The sequence below is a fragment of the Candidatus Cardinium sp. cByotN1 genome (assembly GCF_022810525.1).
Lineage (GTDB): Bacteria > Bacteroidota > Bacteroidia > Cytophagales > Amoebophilaceae > Cardinium.
Genome location: NZ_JAACGG010000031.1, coordinates 1 through 17517 on the forward strand (window position 1 = coordinate 1; position 17517 = coordinate 17517).

11 protein-coding genes are annotated in these 17517 nt (G+C 37.4%); 3 read left to right on the forward strand and 8 right to left on the reverse strand.

What is annotated here, in order from left to right; genetic code table 11:
- The first annotated feature begins 390 nt into the window (after positions 1 to 390).
- From MUW73_RS01145 to MUW73_RS01155, 3 genes are all read left to right on the forward strand, one after another.
- Positions 391 to 822: an FtsL-like putative cell division protein gene (locus MUW73_RS01145; RefSeq protein WP_243018627.1), complete on the forward strand. Its 432-nt coding sequence runs from the start codon at positions 391 to 393 to the stop codon at positions 820 to 822.
- Between the two features lie 94 nt (positions 823 to 916).
- Positions 917 to 3013 carry a penicillin-binding transpeptidase domain-containing protein gene (locus MUW73_RS01150; protein ID WP_243018626.1) on the forward strand — a complete coding sequence of 699 codons (2097 nt, stop codon included), beginning with the start codon at positions 917 to 919 and terminating at the stop codon, positions 3011 to 3013.
- Positions 3013 to 4491 (forward strand): UDP-N-acetylmuramoyl-L-alanyl-D-glutamate--2,6-diaminopimelate ligase, encoded by a 1479-nt coding sequence (locus MUW73_RS01155; protein WP_262914877.1) that lies wholly within the window; start codon positions 3013 to 3015, stop codon positions 4489 to 4491. Before MUW73_RS01150 ends, MUW73_RS01155 begins: the two co-directional genes overlap by 1 nt.
- Positions 4492 to 4713: 222 nt before the next feature.
- Here the strand turns inward: MUW73_RS01155 and aspS are convergent, their stop codons facing one another.
- From aspS to MUW73_RS01195, 8 genes are all read right to left on the reverse strand, one after another.
- The gene (aspS, locus tag MUW73_RS01160; protein WP_243575170.1) at positions 4714 to 6126 is read right to left on the reverse strand and encodes an aspartate--tRNA(Asn) ligase; all 1413 of its coding nucleotides are present in this window, start codon (positions 6124 to 6126) and stop codon (positions 4714 to 4716) included.
- Positions 6127 to 6128: 2 nt separating this feature from the next.
- Entirely contained in the window at positions 6129 to 7118 is a 990-nt protein-coding gene (locus tag MUW73_RS01165; protein WP_243018624.1) for an ABC transporter ATP-binding protein, read from the reverse strand.
- An 8-nt stretch (positions 7119 to 7126) separates the two neighbouring features.
- Positions 7127 to 8116, reverse strand: a complete 990-nt coding sequence (locus MUW73_RS01170) for an ABC transporter ATP-binding protein (RefSeq protein WP_243018623.1) — start codon at positions 8114 to 8116, stop codon at positions 7127 to 7129.
- 1 nt (position 8117) lies between these two features.
- Positions 8118 to 8978: an ABC transporter permease gene (locus MUW73_RS01175; protein ID WP_243575171.1), complete on the reverse strand. Its 861-nt coding sequence runs from the start codon at positions 8976 to 8978 to the stop codon at positions 8118 to 8120.
- Positions 8979 to 8985: 7 nt separating this feature from the next.
- A complete protein-coding gene (locus tag MUW73_RS01180) occupies positions 8986 to 9927 on the reverse strand; it encodes an ABC transporter permease (RefSeq protein WP_243018621.1) in 942 nt (313 codons plus the stop codon).
- Between the two features lie 152 nt (positions 9928 to 10079).
- Positions 10080 to 11825, reverse strand: a complete 1746-nt coding sequence (locus MUW73_RS01185) for an ABC transporter substrate-binding protein (RefSeq protein ID WP_243575172.1) — start codon at positions 11823 to 11825, stop codon at positions 10080 to 10082.
- 372 nt (positions 11826 to 12197) lie between these two features.
- Positions 12198 to 15743, reverse strand: coding sequence for a sodium:solute symporter family transporter (locus MUW73_RS01190; RefSeq protein ID WP_243575173.1), 3546 nt, complete (start codon positions 15741 to 15743; stop codon positions 12198 to 12200).
- Between the two features lie 571 nt (positions 15744 to 16314).
- Positions 16315 to 17301: an NAD(P)/FAD-dependent oxidoreductase gene (locus MUW73_RS01195; RefSeq protein WP_243018618.1), complete on the reverse strand. Its 987-nt coding sequence runs from the start codon at positions 17299 to 17301 to the stop codon at positions 16315 to 16317.
- Positions 17302 to 17517: the final 216 nt, after the last annotated feature.

A 17517-nucleotide genomic window follows, 5' to 3' on the forward strand; every position in this document is an offset into this window, starting at 1 on the left:
TTTTGGGTACTTTTTTATCAAGAAAAAAGTAACAACAAAAATTCATTTTCTACTAATTTCGTCAACGCAAACCAAAGAGTTGCTAAATATAATCGAAGAAAAACCACAGTCGTGAACGGATACGGGTAAAAAATTACTTAAAGCGGTTGTTAAAACTGGAAAAACAGCATCCACGCTTCGGGTGTCTTTCCCAACTGTTTTTCTATTGCAGTTGCAAGAGTCACTTGCTGAGCACAACTATTTTACAAGGGCTTGATTTTTTGCTTACTTCTTTATCAAGAAAAAGTAACATAAAAAAAACTTATAATCAAATAAAAATAATTAAAATTCCTTAAGTTGACGCCATTGAGTGAATGAATACCTATTTATTTAGTTTAAACCCATCTCAAAATGATAGAAAATACCTACAAGCCGATTAAAAAATCAAGCTTATTTAATCGGTTAGAAAAGAAATTCCGTTTATATGGAATAGCACTAGATACCCCTTACTATTTACCTCGTCTATTGTATATTTTTTCTTTGGGGTTAGTCTACATCTGGAATGCCCATTATCACGAAAAAATGTTGCATCAAATCAACGAGCTTCAGCCTATGGTAGATGGGCTGCGCGTAAAGCATATGAGATTGCAGTCTAGCTATATGTTTGAACGTAAACAATCAGAAGTGGCTAAAAAAGTTGCTCAGTTGGCCATTTATGAAAGTAAAGTGCCTCCTTATTTAATAGCCATCCCTAGAAGAGCTACTTTGGCTAGTCCAAGGAATGTTTTATCTTGCTTTTTGCTTGATCAAAAATCAAGCAAAAAACAAGTGTTAGGTAAATAGTTGCAGCAAACAACTATATTTTACAATCCATGTTTTTGTTTTTTGCGTACAGCTACCATTGGGTTGAATACATAGATCCAATCTAACCAAGAAAGTGCGATTTACGAAGTCAATTTTATTACGTGCCAGAATCATTCTTCTGTCTGTTATATTCTTTTTAGTAGTTATTACCTGGAAAATAGCTCACTTGCAGTTTATAGAAGCAGATAAATGGTACAACCGTGCCAAGCTTACCCAATTAGCCTATAAACCTATTGTGGCATCCAGAGGTAATATTTATGCCTACGATGGCGCCTTATTAGCTACTTCCTTGCCCTTTTATAGAGTTGCTTTAGACCCTGTTGTGGCTTCGAATGAGTGCTTTAAAAAAGGTATAGATGCACTTAGCCAGGCATTAGCCAATTTTTATCAAGATAACCCTCCCCAGTATTACAAAAGGCGTATGGTAGAGGCACGTAATAAAAAGCGGAGATACCTATTGTTGCACACAAGACACATCACTTATGAAGAAAAAAAGAAAATGAGCCATTGGCCCATTTTTAATCAAGGTAAATTCAAAGGAGGAGTGATTTTTGAAGAGCAGTATAAACGTTACAATCCTTTTAAAGAATTGGCCAGACGAACGATTGGTATGCATAGAGAAAAACATGGTTATGGCCTAGAATATGCTTTTAACAAAGCATTAAAAGGAGTAGATGGGCAAGCACTTTATCAGAAAGTGGTAGGTGGTAATTGGAAACAAGTTACCGAAAGTACTATGATACCTCCCATACATGGGGCTGATTTGATTACTACACTGGATATCAATCTACAAGATGTAACCCAAAGCAGTTTGTTATCTGTTCTTGAACAAACCCAGGCGAAAAATGGCTGTGCTATTGTAATGGAAGTGGCTACCGGAGCCATTAAAGCTATTGCTAATTTAGCTCGTACAGCATCCGGCAAATATACAGAATCTTATAACTATGCTATTGGTAATCAAGGTACTGTTGAACCAGGTTCTATTTTTAAGTTAGCATCTATGTTGGCTTTGTTAGAAGAAACAGGATGGCCCCTTACTAAGCCAATAGATACGGGATATGGTACTATTCAATTCTATAATAGATGGATGAAAGATGTAAAAAAAGGAGGCTATGGATTACTTACCTTGCAAGAGGTATTTGAAAAATCCTCTAATGTTGGACTTTCCATGGCCATTTATGAAACATTTGGCACCAACCCTCAAAAGTTTATTGACTACATTGAGCAATTGGGCATGCACCAACCCTTAGCCATTGAACTAGCTGGAGAAGGTAAACCTTATATACTCACTCCGAAAAGCAAAATGTGGAGCGGAGTGGCATTGCCATGGCTCTCTATTGGATACAATCTACAGCTTACACCCCTGCAAATATTAGCACTATACAATGCAGTAGCCAATAATGGTAAAATGATTAAACCCTTATTTGTGCAGCGGATAGAATCAGCAAATGGTCTAGTTAAAAAATTTCCGACCACTATTTTAAAAGAAAAGATCTGTTCAAATGAAACGTTACATAAACTGAAAGTAATGCTAGAAGGAACAGTAGAAAACGGCTTAGCCCAACGCATTAAGCATGGATTTTATAAAATAGCTGGTAAAACAGGTACCGCACAAAAGTTGGTCAATGGGAAGTATACAGACGATCACCTTACTTCATTTGCAGGTTATTTTCCAGCAGATCAGCCTCGTTATAGTTGTATCATTGTAGTAGACAGCCCACAAGGGGAAAGCTTTCGCTTTGGTTCAGAAGTACCTGCACCCATATTTAAAGATATTGTCGATAGAATAGCTGGAAAAGATCTACAAGCAAGACAACCAATTAATGGATCGATAGGATCTCATACAACAACACTGTCTCATGTTGGCTATAGGGAAGACTTACGTTTTTTATATCAATATCTCCAGCTGCCTATTCCTGAAAATGTGGGCGTAACAGCAAGTTGGGGCAGTTTAACTATTCGTTCTGCCGAAAGCAAATTTGAGCCATGTAAGATCCAATCTTCTAAAGAATGGCCTGGTGTGCCTATAGTATTAGGTATGAAGTTACGTGATGCGCTCTTTTTATTGGAAAAAAATGGCTTATCCATTACAGTAGAAGGGAACTTACATGGTAAGGTATGCAAACAATCTAAAATAGAAGGTAACCAAATCACCATCTTATTAAAATAATGATCAAACCCCTTCAAGAACTGCTTATAGGTCTACCTATAAAAAACATATTGGGTTCAACCGACCTAGGTATACGCACCCTTTGTTTTGATAGCCGTAAAGTAGCGGTTGACGCTTGTTTTTTTGCTATACAAGGCACCCAAGTAGATGGTCATAACTATATAGCAATGGCCATAGCTGCAGGTAGTCGTGTGATCGTGTGTGAAAGGTTACCTGAGTCTATTCAGGGCAATGTAACCTATATAGTAGTCCACTCTACGCTTAGCGCACTGGGCATTATGGCTGCTCATTTTTATGACCAGCCTAGCCAAAAACTTAAAATAGTAGCCGTTACTGGTACAAATGGCAAAACTACCGTTGTCCATCTGCTCTATAAAATGGTCATGCAGATGGGCCATAAAGCTGGTATGATCTCTACTATATGCAATAAAGTGGTAGATGAAAACTATCCAGCTAGTCATACTACACCAGATGCACTCCAATTACAGTTTCTATTACACCTTATGGTAGCAGCAGGTTGTAGCTATTGTTTTATGGAAGCTAGTTCGCATGCTATTGTTCAAGAAAGATTAGCAGGTATACATTTTACGGGTGCTATTTTTACCAACATCACCCATGATCATTTGGATTATCATATTGATTTTGCCCACTATATTCGGGCTAAAAAAAAACTGTTTGATGGTTTACCTACCACAGCTTTTGCTCTTATGAACCAGGAAGATAAAAATAGCGCTATGCTTATTCAGAATTGTAAGGCTAAAAAGTTTACTTTTTCTCTTCGAGATGCTACTGATTTTAGGGCAAAACTGATTACCAATACCCTAGATGGGATAGAGTTGGCAATCGATCATCAATCAATTTGGTTCCAGCTAATGGGTGCATTCAATGCCAGCAATCTATTGGCCGCTTATGGTGCCGCCCAGTTATTGGGACTTAATGGCCAAGAAAGTTTGGTAGCCCTTTCAACTATTCCCCCTATTGTAGGGAGAATGAATAAAGTACATCATGGCCAATCAAAACAGGTTATAATAGACTACGCGCATACCCCAGATGCTGTGCAAAAGGTTATCCGTACTTTACGTGCCCTACTCCCTGCTGGCAGCAGGCTTATTACCATTATGGGCTGTGGAGGCAATCGTGATCAACAAAAGCGGGCAATGATTGGCAAAATCCTATCTGAAAATAGTGATATAGCTATATTTACGAGTGATAATCCAAGGGATGAAGATCCACAGGAAATTATACATGCCATGCAACAGGGAGTGCCTCAAGCAGCCTTACCCAAGGTGCTATCTATTGTAGATAGGGCTATGGCTATTAAAACAGCTTGCTACATGGCTCATGCAAAGGATCTTATTTTAATAGCAGGAAAAGGGCATCAATGTTATGAGGAAATCAAAGGGATCAAACATTTCTTTTGCGAGGAAAAAATTGTTCAGGAAGTTTTGGGTGATACAAAAAATGTTTCAATAACTTAAAAGTATCATGTTCATGACATGAGTAAAAAGCTTTTATGGCAACCTCGATCGCAACGGTTTTGCTATTTCAGCTGTAAGGGGAGCTTTCAGCCACTTTTTTCAAAGGGCGCGTTTTGTTTCTAGCATAAGCCATAGTGGTGAACGGAAACAATTCCTTAAGTTGACGCCATTTTATGAACAGATACCTGTAAAAAGTTCCGGCAATCATTATGGTATTCCTTGTTAAGGATGTAACCGCTTGGGATCACGCGGAAAGAGGTTACCATAGCGTACATCTGGTAAACCTAGAAAATATTTTAAGATACGTTCTAAACCCATACCAACACCTGCATGGGGCGGTGCACCATATTTAAATGCGTTTAAATAATGAGCGATGCTATTGGGTTCTATGCCTAACGCAGCAACACGTTTGCATAGCATATTGTAATCATCTATCCGCTGGGCACCGGAAAGAATTTCTGCCCCTCGTAACATAAAGTCATAGGAATGGGTATATCTCCCATCACGGGTATCAACCATGGTATAAAAAGGACGTACACTGGATGGATAACCGGTAATCACATACAAATCTGTATGGTATTTTTCTTTTACAATAATGCCCAATTGCTTTTCCTCCTCAGTAGAAAAATCAGTTAAGTCTTCCCTATCTTGTCCATGAGCCTTTAATAAGGCAACCGCATCGGCAAAAGTAACTACAACCAATTCTGGAGAAAAGGTTAAAGCAGGGACATCAAAAAAAGACTGTATAATATCAACCTCCCGATTGTATTTTATATTTAATGCATCAAAGAGATCAACCAATAGCTGATATACCAGATGTACTACTTCCATATAGCTCTGATCTATAACCATTTCAAGATCAACACCTATAAACTCCGTTAGATGTCTATTGGTATCAGAGTTTTCTGCACGAAACACAGGGCCAACCTCAAAGACCCGTTTGAAATCACCTATAATGGCCATTTGTTTATACAACTGAGGACTCTGTGCCAGGCAAGCAGGTTTTCCAAAATAGTCTACTTTAAAAACATCTGCTCCCCCTTCAGAGGCCCCGCCTATTAGCTTAGGTGTTTTGATTTCGATAAATCCATAACCACGCAAATAGTGTTGTATATGAAACAATATACCATCATTGATCCGGAAAATAGCTTGCGCTATATCGGTACGCAAATCCAATACGCGATTATCCAATCGTTTTACATAATGAACAGAAGAAAATAGGTGACTTTCATTTTTTTTATCGTCTGTAAAGGCAGCCTCTTTGAGCGTAATCGGTAAATCTAATACAGACCTGCTAAGTACTTTATAACCCGTTATAGCTAACTCAATTGATTGCTGAGAACAGGCTAAAACTGGTTTTTCAGTGCAGTAAACTTGACCAAGTAACTCAATAAAAGATTCATTTTCAATTTTACGCAATAGGTTATAATCTTCTATAGATAGCTGGGTTGTCTCTTTGTTTTTTACTAAAACGGCTTGCAAGGTATCGATACCATCTCGTAAAATTAAAAATAAGACGCGCCCACAGTCTTTTTTAGAAAAGACTCTCCCTCTAACTCTGACTACTGCTTGATTATCTGCAGTAGAAAGATTTTTGATCTCTGACAGTGGATGCATATTGGTAATAGATTGCATATTTAATTTGTTTCTGGAAAATGACAGGCTACCTGGTGATTTTCTTCTTTTAGTTGGATAAGTTCTGGATGGAGGTTACTACATTTTTCTGTAGCTTTCCAGCAACGTGGATGAAAATAACAGCCAGTAGGCAACTCCCTTGGGCTTGGTACAGCTCCCTGTAAGATAATCCGTTCTCTGGTTTTAGATGGATCAAGCGTAGGTATAGCAGAAAAAAGTGCTTTCGTATAAGGATGTTTAGGGTTTTTGTAGATTTCTTCTGCTGGAGCAGCTTCTATAATTTTACCTAAATACATCACTGCCACATCATTGGCTATAAATTTGACTACCCTTAAGTCATGTGAAATAAAAAGATAAGTTAAGTCTAGTTCTTGTTGCAAATCCATTAAAAGATTAATCACCTGAGCTTGTACCGAAACATCCAAGGCAGCAATCGCTTCATCACAAACGATAAAGGTAGGTTCAACGGCTAAGGCCCTTGCTATGCAAATACGCTGGCGTTGTCCGCCAGAAAGTTCATGGGGATATTTGTACAAAACGGCTTTAGGTAATTGGACATAATCTAAAAGTTTGTAAATACGCTGGATAAATGCTGCTTTGCTATCAGCTAGCCTATGAATTTCTATAGGCTCTTCTAGAATCTTATAGATAGACATTCTAGGATTTAAAGCAGCATAAGGATCTTGAAAAATGATTTGCATTTTTCTCCGTATGCTACGCATTTGACTAGCGCTACAGTGGGTAATATCTATCCCATCAAAAATAATACGCCCATCAGTAGGCTCAATCAAGCGCAAAACAGTTCTACCTAGTGTGGTTTTACCACAACCAGACTCTCCTACTAAACCTAAGGTATCCCCTCTATATAAAGTAAAGCTTACATCATTTACAGCAGAAACTTGCCCAACCTTATGACCCAAAAGATGATGCTTGATCGGAAAGATCTTGGATAGGTGATCTACTCTTAATACAATTTCCTTATTGGTCTGCATACCTCTTACTATTTAGTGCTCCCTTGCAATGGATAAAAACAGGCTACGAAATGGTCATAACCGACCTCTTTTAGGAGCGGTTTATGATCCCTACATTGATCCTTTACGTTAGGACAACGGTCTTGAAAAGGACAGCCAGTGGGCAAGTTACATAAAGGAGGTACTACGCCATCAATGGTGCGCAATCTATGGGAACGACTACGAACAGATAAAGGAGGGATCGCATCCAATAATGCCTGTGTATAGGGATGCATGGGTCCATTAAAAATGGCTTTCACTTCACTTTTTTCTACAATGCTACCGCTATACATAACGGCTACTTCATGACATACTTCAGCCACTATTCCCAGGTCATGAGTAATGAGTATAATACCCATATTGTTTTCTGCCTGGAGCCTTTGCATCAAATCCATAATTTGCGCCTGAGTGGTAACATCTAGCGCAGTAGTAGGCTCATCTGCAATCAAGACAGATGGGTCACAGGCCAATGCAATGGCAATCATAACCCGTTGACGCATCCCACCTGAAATCTGATGAGGATATTCCAACATACGCTGATGGGGCGCTGGTATGCCCACCAGGGTTAACAAGGCTATACAACGTATTTTTGCCTCATTTGGTGGAACCTGTTGATGTAACTGAATGGTTTCCATAATCTGTTCGCCAATCGTAAACACTGGATTGAGTGCCGTCATAGGTTCCTGAAAGATCATGGAGATACGGTTACCACGTATCTCCTGCATATCCTTTATCGAGAGCGTTAAAATATCTTTTCCTTCTAAAAAAATACCCTGTGCAGTAATCTTACCCACAGGAGGCTCAATGAGTCGCATCAGTGACAAAGCCATGGCTGATTTACCAGAACTAGACTCACCAACAATGGCCAATGAACGACCCGAACAAAGATCAAAAGAAACATTATTAACCACAGTTACCAGCTTTTTTCCGCTGTAATACTGGGTCATTAAATTTTTAACCTCAAGAATTTTTTGTTTCATATTATCGACCTTTTAACTTCGGATCCAATAGATCACGTAATGCATCAGCTAAAATATTAAACACAAGCACCAATAAAAACATGGCCATTGTGGCAAAAAAAAGTTCCCACCAAACACCTCTTAACAGTCCTGTTTTAGCATCACTAATCATAATACCCCAACTAGGTTTATTTTGAATACCAATACCCAGATAAGAAAGAATAACCTCCTGCTTGATAGCTGTTTGGAAGACCAACGAAAACTGATAAATCATCAAAGGGAGTATATTAGGCAAGAGGTGTACAAAAATTTTGCGGGCACTACTAGCACCAATGGCTGAAGCTGCTTGAATATATTCTCTAGATTTATGGCGCATCACTTCCCCTCGTATCAAACGACAGGTTTCTGTCCATTCAGTTATAGCTAGTGCCATACAAATACTCTGCATACCTTTGCCTAGTACAAAGGCAACCACCATCAACAAAATCATAGTGGGAATAGCTGTCACAACTGTATAAAGCCAAACTATACAGGCATCTATTATACCACCAAAATAACCAGCTACTATACCAAGCATAGTCCCAATAGCAACCGCTAATAAAGCCACTATAAAGCCAACACTCATGGCTACTTCGGCGCCATGTAAAACTTTGGCTAAGACGCTCCTCCCCAAGATATCTGTACCAAAATAATGCATGGCATTAGGTTGCTGATAAGAGGCACCCACTTCCGCCTGCCAATTAGCTGCTAGCACCCCTATTTTAGTGGATAGTGCTACTAGCGTGTAACCCAATAAAGTAACAAAACAAAAAAAATTTAATTTTTTACCTATTAAAGCTTTTGTACTAAAACCAAACTGATGCAGTAGATTATCTTTATGCATATCCCTATTATAATTTTATACGCGGATCAACCAAAGTATACAAGAGGTCACCCACCATATTGCACAAAACACTTAAGACAGCAGCCATGATAGTGGCAGCCTTAATAGTTGGAAAATCACAACAGCTGATGGCATCTATTACTACATTCCCTAAGCCTGGTATGCCAAAAAAATTCTCTATCACTACATAACCAAATAGCAAAGTTGGCAAGTCTTTGACAAACGTGGTAATAATTGGCACCATGACATTTTTAAAGACATGTTTAAATAAAACCATCTTTTCTTCTAACCCTTTTGCCCGTGCAGTACGCACATAGTCTTGATAGACTTCATCTAACATAATGGTTCTATAAAAACGATAGCTATAACCAAAATGAAGCAATACCAAGATAATAGTCGGCAGGATGATATAGGGAACACAGTTGAACAGACCATTTTTATAGCCCATGATTGGAAAAAGCCGTAACTTACAACCTAAAAAAACTTGCCCTACTAGAATGTAAACCAATACAGAGATGCTTGTCATGATGATGCAGCTAGTCACTAAAAGACGATCCCAAATGGTACCCCTGTATTGGGTCATCCAAAGGGCAACCCATATGACCAAGCCATTTCCTATTAAAAAAGAGGGTAGTGTAACCGTTAAAGAGACTAAACTTCCTGTTTGAAACGTCTTTAAAATAGCCTGTTTGGTACTCCAAGAATGGCCAAAATTAAAAGTAAAAGCAGATTTTAAAAGCCCCCAATATTGGATGTACCATGGCCTATCTAAACCTAGTTGATGGCTCAAGCTAGCCATAGCTTGTGGCGTGGCATATTTACCCAATAAAACAGCAGTAGGATCTCCTACTACAACATTAAAGATACAAAAGACTAACAAGGTGGCACCTACAATAACAGAAAGTGCATAAAACAACCTTCTTAAAAAATATAAAACAAGAGGAGTCATAAAGTATAGAAGAGATTATTTACCCTTCGGGGTCAATAACCTCTTCTATCTAGCACATATTATGAAATACTAAAAATAAATAAAAGATTCAAGCTATTTTATACCCGAAGGGCGAATATGTATTAATTACATTAGACAAAATCTAGAGAAGATCACTGCGTAGCCTTAACTTTTTGCTGCATATCTACTGCTATATATTCGTCTAGAGATGGAGAAAAATCATTACAGGTAACATTTTTAACCCAGTTATAATGCAAGACTTGAAGAGAAGGATGAACGGCATAAATCATAGGTACCTCCTGAGCTACCATTTTATTCAATGCTAGATATAGGCGCTGCCTTTCTGCATCATTGACTGTTGCCATAGCTTGATCTAACAATGCATTAAAAGTAGGATTTTCATACTGCAAGCCAACCAGTTGCTTATTACTGATCAGTTCAAAAAAGGTAGCAGGATCAGGGTAGTCAGCAGACCAAGTCATAGCATGCATCATAGTAGCACGCTTAAGCATTTTATTATACAGCTCTGCCCAAATATTGGTTATTACCTCAATCTTTATACCAATCTGAGCCATACATTTAGCAAAAAATTCTGCCTTATCTTTATAGCTTGTTTCAGAACGGGTATCTAAGGTAATAACAGGTAATCCTTCTCCACCTGGGTAGCCTGCCAGCGCCAAATATGCTTTGGCACGCTCAATATTATAACCATATGGCGCAACCGAAGAATTAGGATCATCTATTAAGAGTGACGGCACAAGAGATTGTGCTACTTGCGCAGTACCTTTATAGAATATTTGGTTATAGGTTTCTCTATCAAAAGCCATGGACATGGCCTGCCTTAAATAGAGATTTTTAAAAAGCTCATGATCATGATTATAAATAAAAAGCTCAGTTCTAGGACCAGGAGATTTATGCAAAACCAAACCTTTTTTGCTCCATTTTGGTAAAAGTTCACTTTTTTCACCAATCAGGCCAAATACAAAGCCAGAATCGCCAACCTCTTGCATATCAATCTCTTCATTTTCCATTTTTAACCAACGTGGTTGTTCTTCAGTAATAATATCAGTCACCACTTTGTCAACCAATGGTAGTTTTTTACCACCATAAGCATCTATCATAGGTTGATAGAGAGGATCCCCTTCAGTAGGGAATAATTTTTCTCTGAAGGTAGGATTCTTGACAAAGATTAATTGCTTAGCTTGCGGATTAAAACCACCCTCTAGGATAAAAGGGCCTGTACCTACCGGATGATTTAAAAATTCAGAGCCATAATGGATGACAGCCTCTTTGGCCACCACGGAAGCAGGGATTATAGCTAAAAAGTGTAAAAATAAAGCCCAAGGTTTTGTAAGCGTAACTTGAAGGGTATAGTCATCCAATGCTTTTAAGCCTTCTACCTCTTGTGCATAATCAGCCTGTTGCTTCCATGCATCTAATCCTTTTATTTTACTATCTATAAGCCCAAGATAAGGAACTAGATTTTTAGGATCTACCAGTCTTTTTAGACTAAAAACAAAATCAGCTGCTTTGAGCTCCCGGCCTTTACCATTTGGAAAGCAAGGATCATCTTGAAAAAGCACTCCTTTTTTAATTTTAAAAGTATATACCAAACCATCTGAAGAAATAGCAGGCATCTCTTCAGCAAGATTAGGTACGAGTTGGAATGGTCTTTTCAAAGCATGATAGGCATACAACCCTTCATATATTTTACCAGCCACTTGAACAGAGCTCATATCATCTAGTCTTACTGGGTCGGTACCATTAATAGCGCGGACAGATAGGTTATTTAACGTAGGTGTAGCAATCAGTTTTTGCTTTTTTTTGTACTCTTTATAGTAGATAGCGGCAAAAACCCAGACCGCCATTAATAATAATATGGTTCGTTTACTAATCATAATTTTTATAATATTTATAATTAATTTTAAGGCCTAAAAATATAGGCAAGCCATAATCACCAAAAGGCTACCCAAAGCACTTGCACTACTGGTAATAGGATTTATGGCTGATAAATAAAAAGATAATGAACCTGCAATTTAATTTATTTTATTGTAATAAACAACGAGTATAGCAGCTACCTAGGATAGAAGAAACAGGGTTAAAGTGCGGTACTCAATAGGGATCTACTACTATAAAGTATCTATATCGCCACTTATATTTTAAAGTATTACAGAAGCTTAAAAATGAAAGTAAAAAAAATTAAGCCCTGTATAAAAAGTTCTGTAAATCAAATATTAGCGCTGATTAGAAAAGAAAAAGTTTAAAAATATTTAATCTTTCTTGTGGTCTTTTTTAGTTATATTCTTACAAAGATTTAGTGCTTCTTGAGCAGCTACTTCTAATGCTGTTTCTATCTCTGGACCTAAATATTTATTGGCTATTTGCACATCTATGGTAAAAGTTTCTTGCGCCATATGCTGAACCTCTGTTAAGTAGATATAACCGGCTGCATGACGTAGATCATAGAGCCGTTCGGCTAATTTGATAAAAAGCACGGAGAGTTGTATATGATCTTCTTTAAGTGCTTGTTCCAATCGATTTTGTACACAAAGTAGTGAAGGGTCATCTAACTCCTGTCGTTTATCTATCTTTACCAGATTCGAAACAAAAGCATAAACACCTAGATTATAATGTTCTTTGATGTAAGAAAGCGGCAAGCAAGTATGACGTACCAATTCATAAAGCAAAGAGGCATAAATCACTTTAGGTGAGTGAAAGACCCAATCTACCACTATTTGGGCAATCGCTACCGCACGGACATAAAACAATTGGCCTGAAGCATGACGCTTAAAGCGAAAATGTTGCCGTAATAATAAAAGTAATCCTGAAATTGTTTTTATATCAATAGGAGCCTCTTTAGACAAATATTTACAGACATGGTCATGGAACTTCATTAAGGCCATCATAGAATCGGCTTGCTCTTGAGGGTTTACAGGGTCGTCTGAGGTTAGGCAATCTATAGGCAGTTTAACGGTCATCTTATCGCGAATATCGGTGACATCTCTAGGCAGTACCAGCAACATAGTGGGTTGCTTTTCATACCTAGAAATTTTAAAATAGCCATAATGGGCATGTACCATACTAGCTATGGTGTCTTGCTCCAGATCTATGGATGGTGCCGCATTTTTAGAAATTTTAGGGTCCATATCATGCAGTTCATCATAGCAGGGCTTCACTTTTGGTATAAACTCAGAAGGAGTATCAGACTGACTGATTACCATAGCAATAGATTGAAAATACACAAACGAAGGACAACTGTTATCAATAGCATCCGCTTGCTTAAATCGCAAAGCGGTAGCATAGAGTTGTATCCGAACAATCAGTGCATTCGGACCTTCTAATCTACCAACCCGTAAAACGGCTTTAACCAATGAGTAGACTACTTGATTGATATCGCATACAATATAAGTGCATGGCTGTTTATCAGGAGTCTTTATGGTTTCTACCAATAATTTAGGTGGATCACTCATCTCTTGAGACAAAGCAATTGCTACCTCACGCATCAGCTTATCTAAGGTAATTTTATTAGGTTGCAGCAATGCATGTTGTTTGGCCTTTTCTCTTCTATTAAAATAGGTAACCCAATCGTAAAACTTATTGATAATACTTTGGAAGTCTTCCTTAAACAATGGGATATCTTCATGTAAAAATGAGATAGATTCCTCCACTTTACGGACTACTTGATTTAATATAAATCCGTAACCTTTTCGAACACTACCCTGATTAGAGGGAACCAAAGCTGCATCATAAAGAGAGGACTTGAGTTGTTGAGAAGATCTAATCTGTTGCTGGTTTTTTAGGTAAAGATTTTGCCTAGTAAGATTACCTTGTTGGATTTTCAAGTAGATAATAATGGCAAGTAGCAATAAGCCTACTATCAATAGTGGTAATAAGGAGCACAATAGTCTATGGGACAAGCAAATAGAGATCGGATAAATGGTCAATAATAAGGTAACTGTTATAATGGGTATAGCTAGATAAAGAGGCAAGGTCAATAAGATTAGGGCAAAATGGGTAAAGGAGAGCGACAGGGTAAAAATCGGATCCACCGAATGGGACCAATGCCAAAACAAATTTAAAGGAAAATAAACCACTAACCCTATTAGCCAACCTAGTCCAGTTGGAATGCCCCTTATTGTTTTAGAGATAGCATGAATAAAGGGATATCCTATAAAAAAAGCGGCTACAAAAAGCTGCACAACGAGTGAAAAACTATTATTATCAATAGGCGCTATAAAGTGTGCCACTAAGCTAGTAATAGCCAGGTAGAATCCAATACATACTAAGATATTATAGCTAGGTTTGATCTCACCCAAAGTAGCTTTTCTATTGATCCACCGATTTTTAATTGCTTGTTTACGTTCTGCACTTTTTCTGGCCTTTTCTTGTTGCATTTGTTTAAAATCGGTATCTGGTCCAACCCAACCTGTACTTTCTGGTTGTTTCAACAGATAATGAGCAGCTAGCATGGCCAGCCCATTGGCTAGCATAGCCACAAAGGAACCGTCTATGCCGGTAACCCATTTGTTCCAAACTAAAATAGTTATTGCACCAGTAGCCATACCAATTAAAGCAGTCCTGGGGCTACCTCGAAAGCCAAAAACAGCTAAGAGAAAGGGAGCAACCGTTATAGGAATAGAAAAATCTAAGCTGAACTTTAGTAAGGTTAATAGGTTGTTAGAATAAAAAGTTAGCATCATAGCTAATAAGCCTATTATTAGCGTACTCCATTTAGCTATTTTAAGATGATTGATAGGATATAATTTTTTTGGTGTGATTTTCTGTATAATATCATAACTGGCTATAACTGCGCAATTATTTAGATGTGAATCGGCTGTAGACATCGTCATGGCTAATAGGCTGATAGCAATACAACCGTTAAGAACAGGAGGTACATGAGTTGGAATATAATTCCAAACTTTATTTAACGGAAGATTTGGGTCTTTTACAAAGACAAATAGGCTAATTAAAATGATAAAAATCTTTACAAGGTAATGGCAAATAGTAGATAGCTTAAAAACTTTGTAAGCCTGAGTAGGACCTGAAGCCATATAGATTCTCTGAATGATGGTTGGCTCTTTGGTATATCCTATTAAATAACTAAGTGAAAGTAAAAGTAAACTTACTAATTTAGTATTAGCGTGTAATAAGTTATTCAAATTAAATTTTTCTTGATTCTGAATAAAATTTATAATGTCTAAGATAGATTTTTCAGTTTTTAGAAACATAAACCAAGCCAACAATGGAATGATAATAGTAAATGTTATAAACTGCAACACGTCCGTGCAGGTAACTGAACGAATACCACCTAGTGTGGAGTAGAAAATAAGGATTAAAGTAGCTAAAACAGCAATAATATGCGGGTTGTATGTAACGATGCTACTCATAGTCATTGATATGGCTTTGATTTGAATAGCAATAACCGCTGTGGCACTACAAATAGCAGATATAGCTGTAATCATACGCGCATATTGTCCATATATGCTACCAATTGTTTCTGGAAGGGACAAGTGCTTCATAAATGGCCCCATGCGTATGGCTACTAGACTAACTATCCAAAGATTAAGGCCTGATAAAATCATAAGGATTATCCAGTATAATCCACTATTATATACCTGTTCTATAGCACGTATTAGGGTCCCACCTCCATAAGTTGTAGCCAATACAGTAGCTATTAAAGTAGGTGTAGAAAAAGCTTTATCTCCTATAGCATATGTTCTTAGCGTAGTTGATTTATTATGATAACTATAATACATGCCACTGGCTAATGTTAGTAGTAAAAAAATTACTACCATAACGAAAGGAATATTAAACATAATGGATATAAGTTGTAATATATCTTTAAGTATTATACTTAATATATTTTGCTATAGTTAAATCAGCATGTGGCATAGAAATTTGCCTCGGTTGAGGAGCAAGTTGATGCTCTAGAGGAATATAGTAAAAATACTATAATTACTTCTATAGTTTAACATGATTGCATTGACCTTGAATAGCTAACTATATACCTATAATGCGTACTATGGGGTTTTGCAGCACCTTCAATGGCGTCAATTTAAGAATAATATTCCCTTGGTTATTAAATAGAATAGCACTTTTTAAATGGATGATTAGTAGGTTAGCTCGCTTATGACCATCGATAAAAAATCGAGTACGCAGTAAAAATAATAAAAATAGCTGTTTACCAATGTAAAAATCATAACTCAGTTCCCTTCGTAGGCTTCAAACAAAATGATTTTCTAATCCAGTGGGAAACAGCTATTTCAAAGACTACATTTTATTGAAAGTGCCCAATTCCTTATCAGCGGGCATCATACCTATAATCTATAAAATATTTCGATTGATATTTAGCTAAATTATAAATAAATAGCTACGCTATACATTATTTCATATTTTGCATGCTTGTGGAATAAGCTTAGCAGATTGTTGTAGGATAGCGCTCGCTAAAATCGAGCCAAGGTAAGCGTGGTACATCAAACCACGTGATCCTAATCCTGTAAAACACCAAGTTTTGTTATCTAATTGATCAATAATTGGATAAGAAATCCCTAAAGAACGATAGACTCTAATACCAGACTTGTAGCCTAGCACCCGAATATCCCTTTTATACCAAGGGCTTACTTGAGATCGAATCAATTTTGCAGCTTCATTTAGTGTGATATTGGTTAAGTCTTCTCTTGAGGTTGCACCCATATAGCATATGTTTGCTTGATCTGTTAGACTTAAGTAACCATTACCAATAAGGCCGTAGGTAAGACTGTTTTCACAGATCAATATTTCTCCTTTTTTTAGTATTAAGTTTAATCTAGGATATAATTTAGCCGTACTAGCACCACAAGCTAGAATTACTTTGTCAAAGTACGAACTATCATTTAACGTAAAAGGTTGCAACACTAATTTAGCGCCATAATGGGCACATAAATGCCAAATTCCTTTTAGATAAATATCTGTATAAACACTTAATCCACGTGGAATAAATAGAGCGGGTCTGTACACCCCAGTCTGCTTGTAAGTGTGTTGCAAGCTCCATAAAGACACATTATGTTGTGTTTGGACTATACTAGCAAAAGTTTCCTGATCTTTTGGGTTTATGGCAAAACGAACTATACCACTCGGTTTATAGGTTGGTTTTCCTATAGCCTGTGCTACTGTATCCAATAATTGTGTAGTTGCAGCTATACCTGGTTGGGCATTCCAGTTAAGCCGTGCAGGCGAACCTGTATATGGATGCAATAAGCCTGCTGAGGCGCCTGAGGCGCCTGATCCTATGCCTTTTTTTTCAAATAATTGTACTTTTACATTATGGTTTCTAGTTAAAAGATAATAACAAGTAGCAAGGCCTGCAAGCCCTCCTCCTACAATGGCTATACGCATACCTAATAATTATTATATGTAGACTATCAGAAATAGGCTCATTAAGATATTCGCTCAATAGAATTGACTATCTACTTATGGTAATAAACGGTTCTGTATCCGTTCACGACTGTGGTTTTTCTTCGATTATATTTAGCAACTCTTTGGTTGTACCTGTTCAAGTCAGTGGCAAATAAGATGTTTTTATCTTACTTTTTTCTTGATAAAAAAGTAAGC

Coding starts and splice junctions, on each gene's coding strand:
- MUW73_RS01185 (WP_243575172.1), bottom strand. CDS start 11,825: ATGATTAGTAAACGAACCATATTATTATTAATGGCGGTCTGGGTTTTT.
- MUW73_RS01155 (WP_262914877.1), top strand. CDS start 3,013: ATGATCAAACCCCTTCAAGAACTGCTTATAGGTCTACCTATAAAAAAC.
- MUW73_RS01195 (WP_243018618.1), bottom strand. CDS start 17,301: ATGCGTATAGCCATTGTAGGAGGAGGGCTTGCAGGCCTTGCTACTTGT.
- MUW73_RS01180 (WP_243018621.1), bottom strand. CDS start 9,927: ATGACTCCTCTTGTTTTATATTTTTTAAGAAGGTTGTTTTATGCACTT.
- aspS (WP_243575170.1), bottom strand. CDS start 6,126: ATGCAATCTATTACCAATATGCATCCACTGTCAGAGATCAAAAATCTT.
- MUW73_RS01165 (WP_243018624.1), bottom strand. CDS start 7,118: ATGCAGACCAATAAGGAAATTGTATTAAGAGTAGATCACCTATCCAAG.
- MUW73_RS01170 (WP_243018623.1), bottom strand. CDS start 8,116: ATGAAACAAAAAATTCTTGAGGTTAAAAATTTAATGACCCAGTATTAC.
- MUW73_RS01145 (WP_243018627.1), top strand. CDS start 391: ATGATAGAAAATACCTACAAGCCGATTAAAAAATCAAGCTTATTTAAT.
- MUW73_RS01175 (WP_243575171.1), bottom strand. CDS start 8,978: ATGCATAAAGATAATCTACTGCATCAGTTTGGTTTTAGTACAAAAGCT.
- MUW73_RS01190 (WP_243575173.1), bottom strand. CDS start 15,743: ATGTTTAATATTCCTTTCGTTATGGTAGTAATTTTTTTACTACTAACA.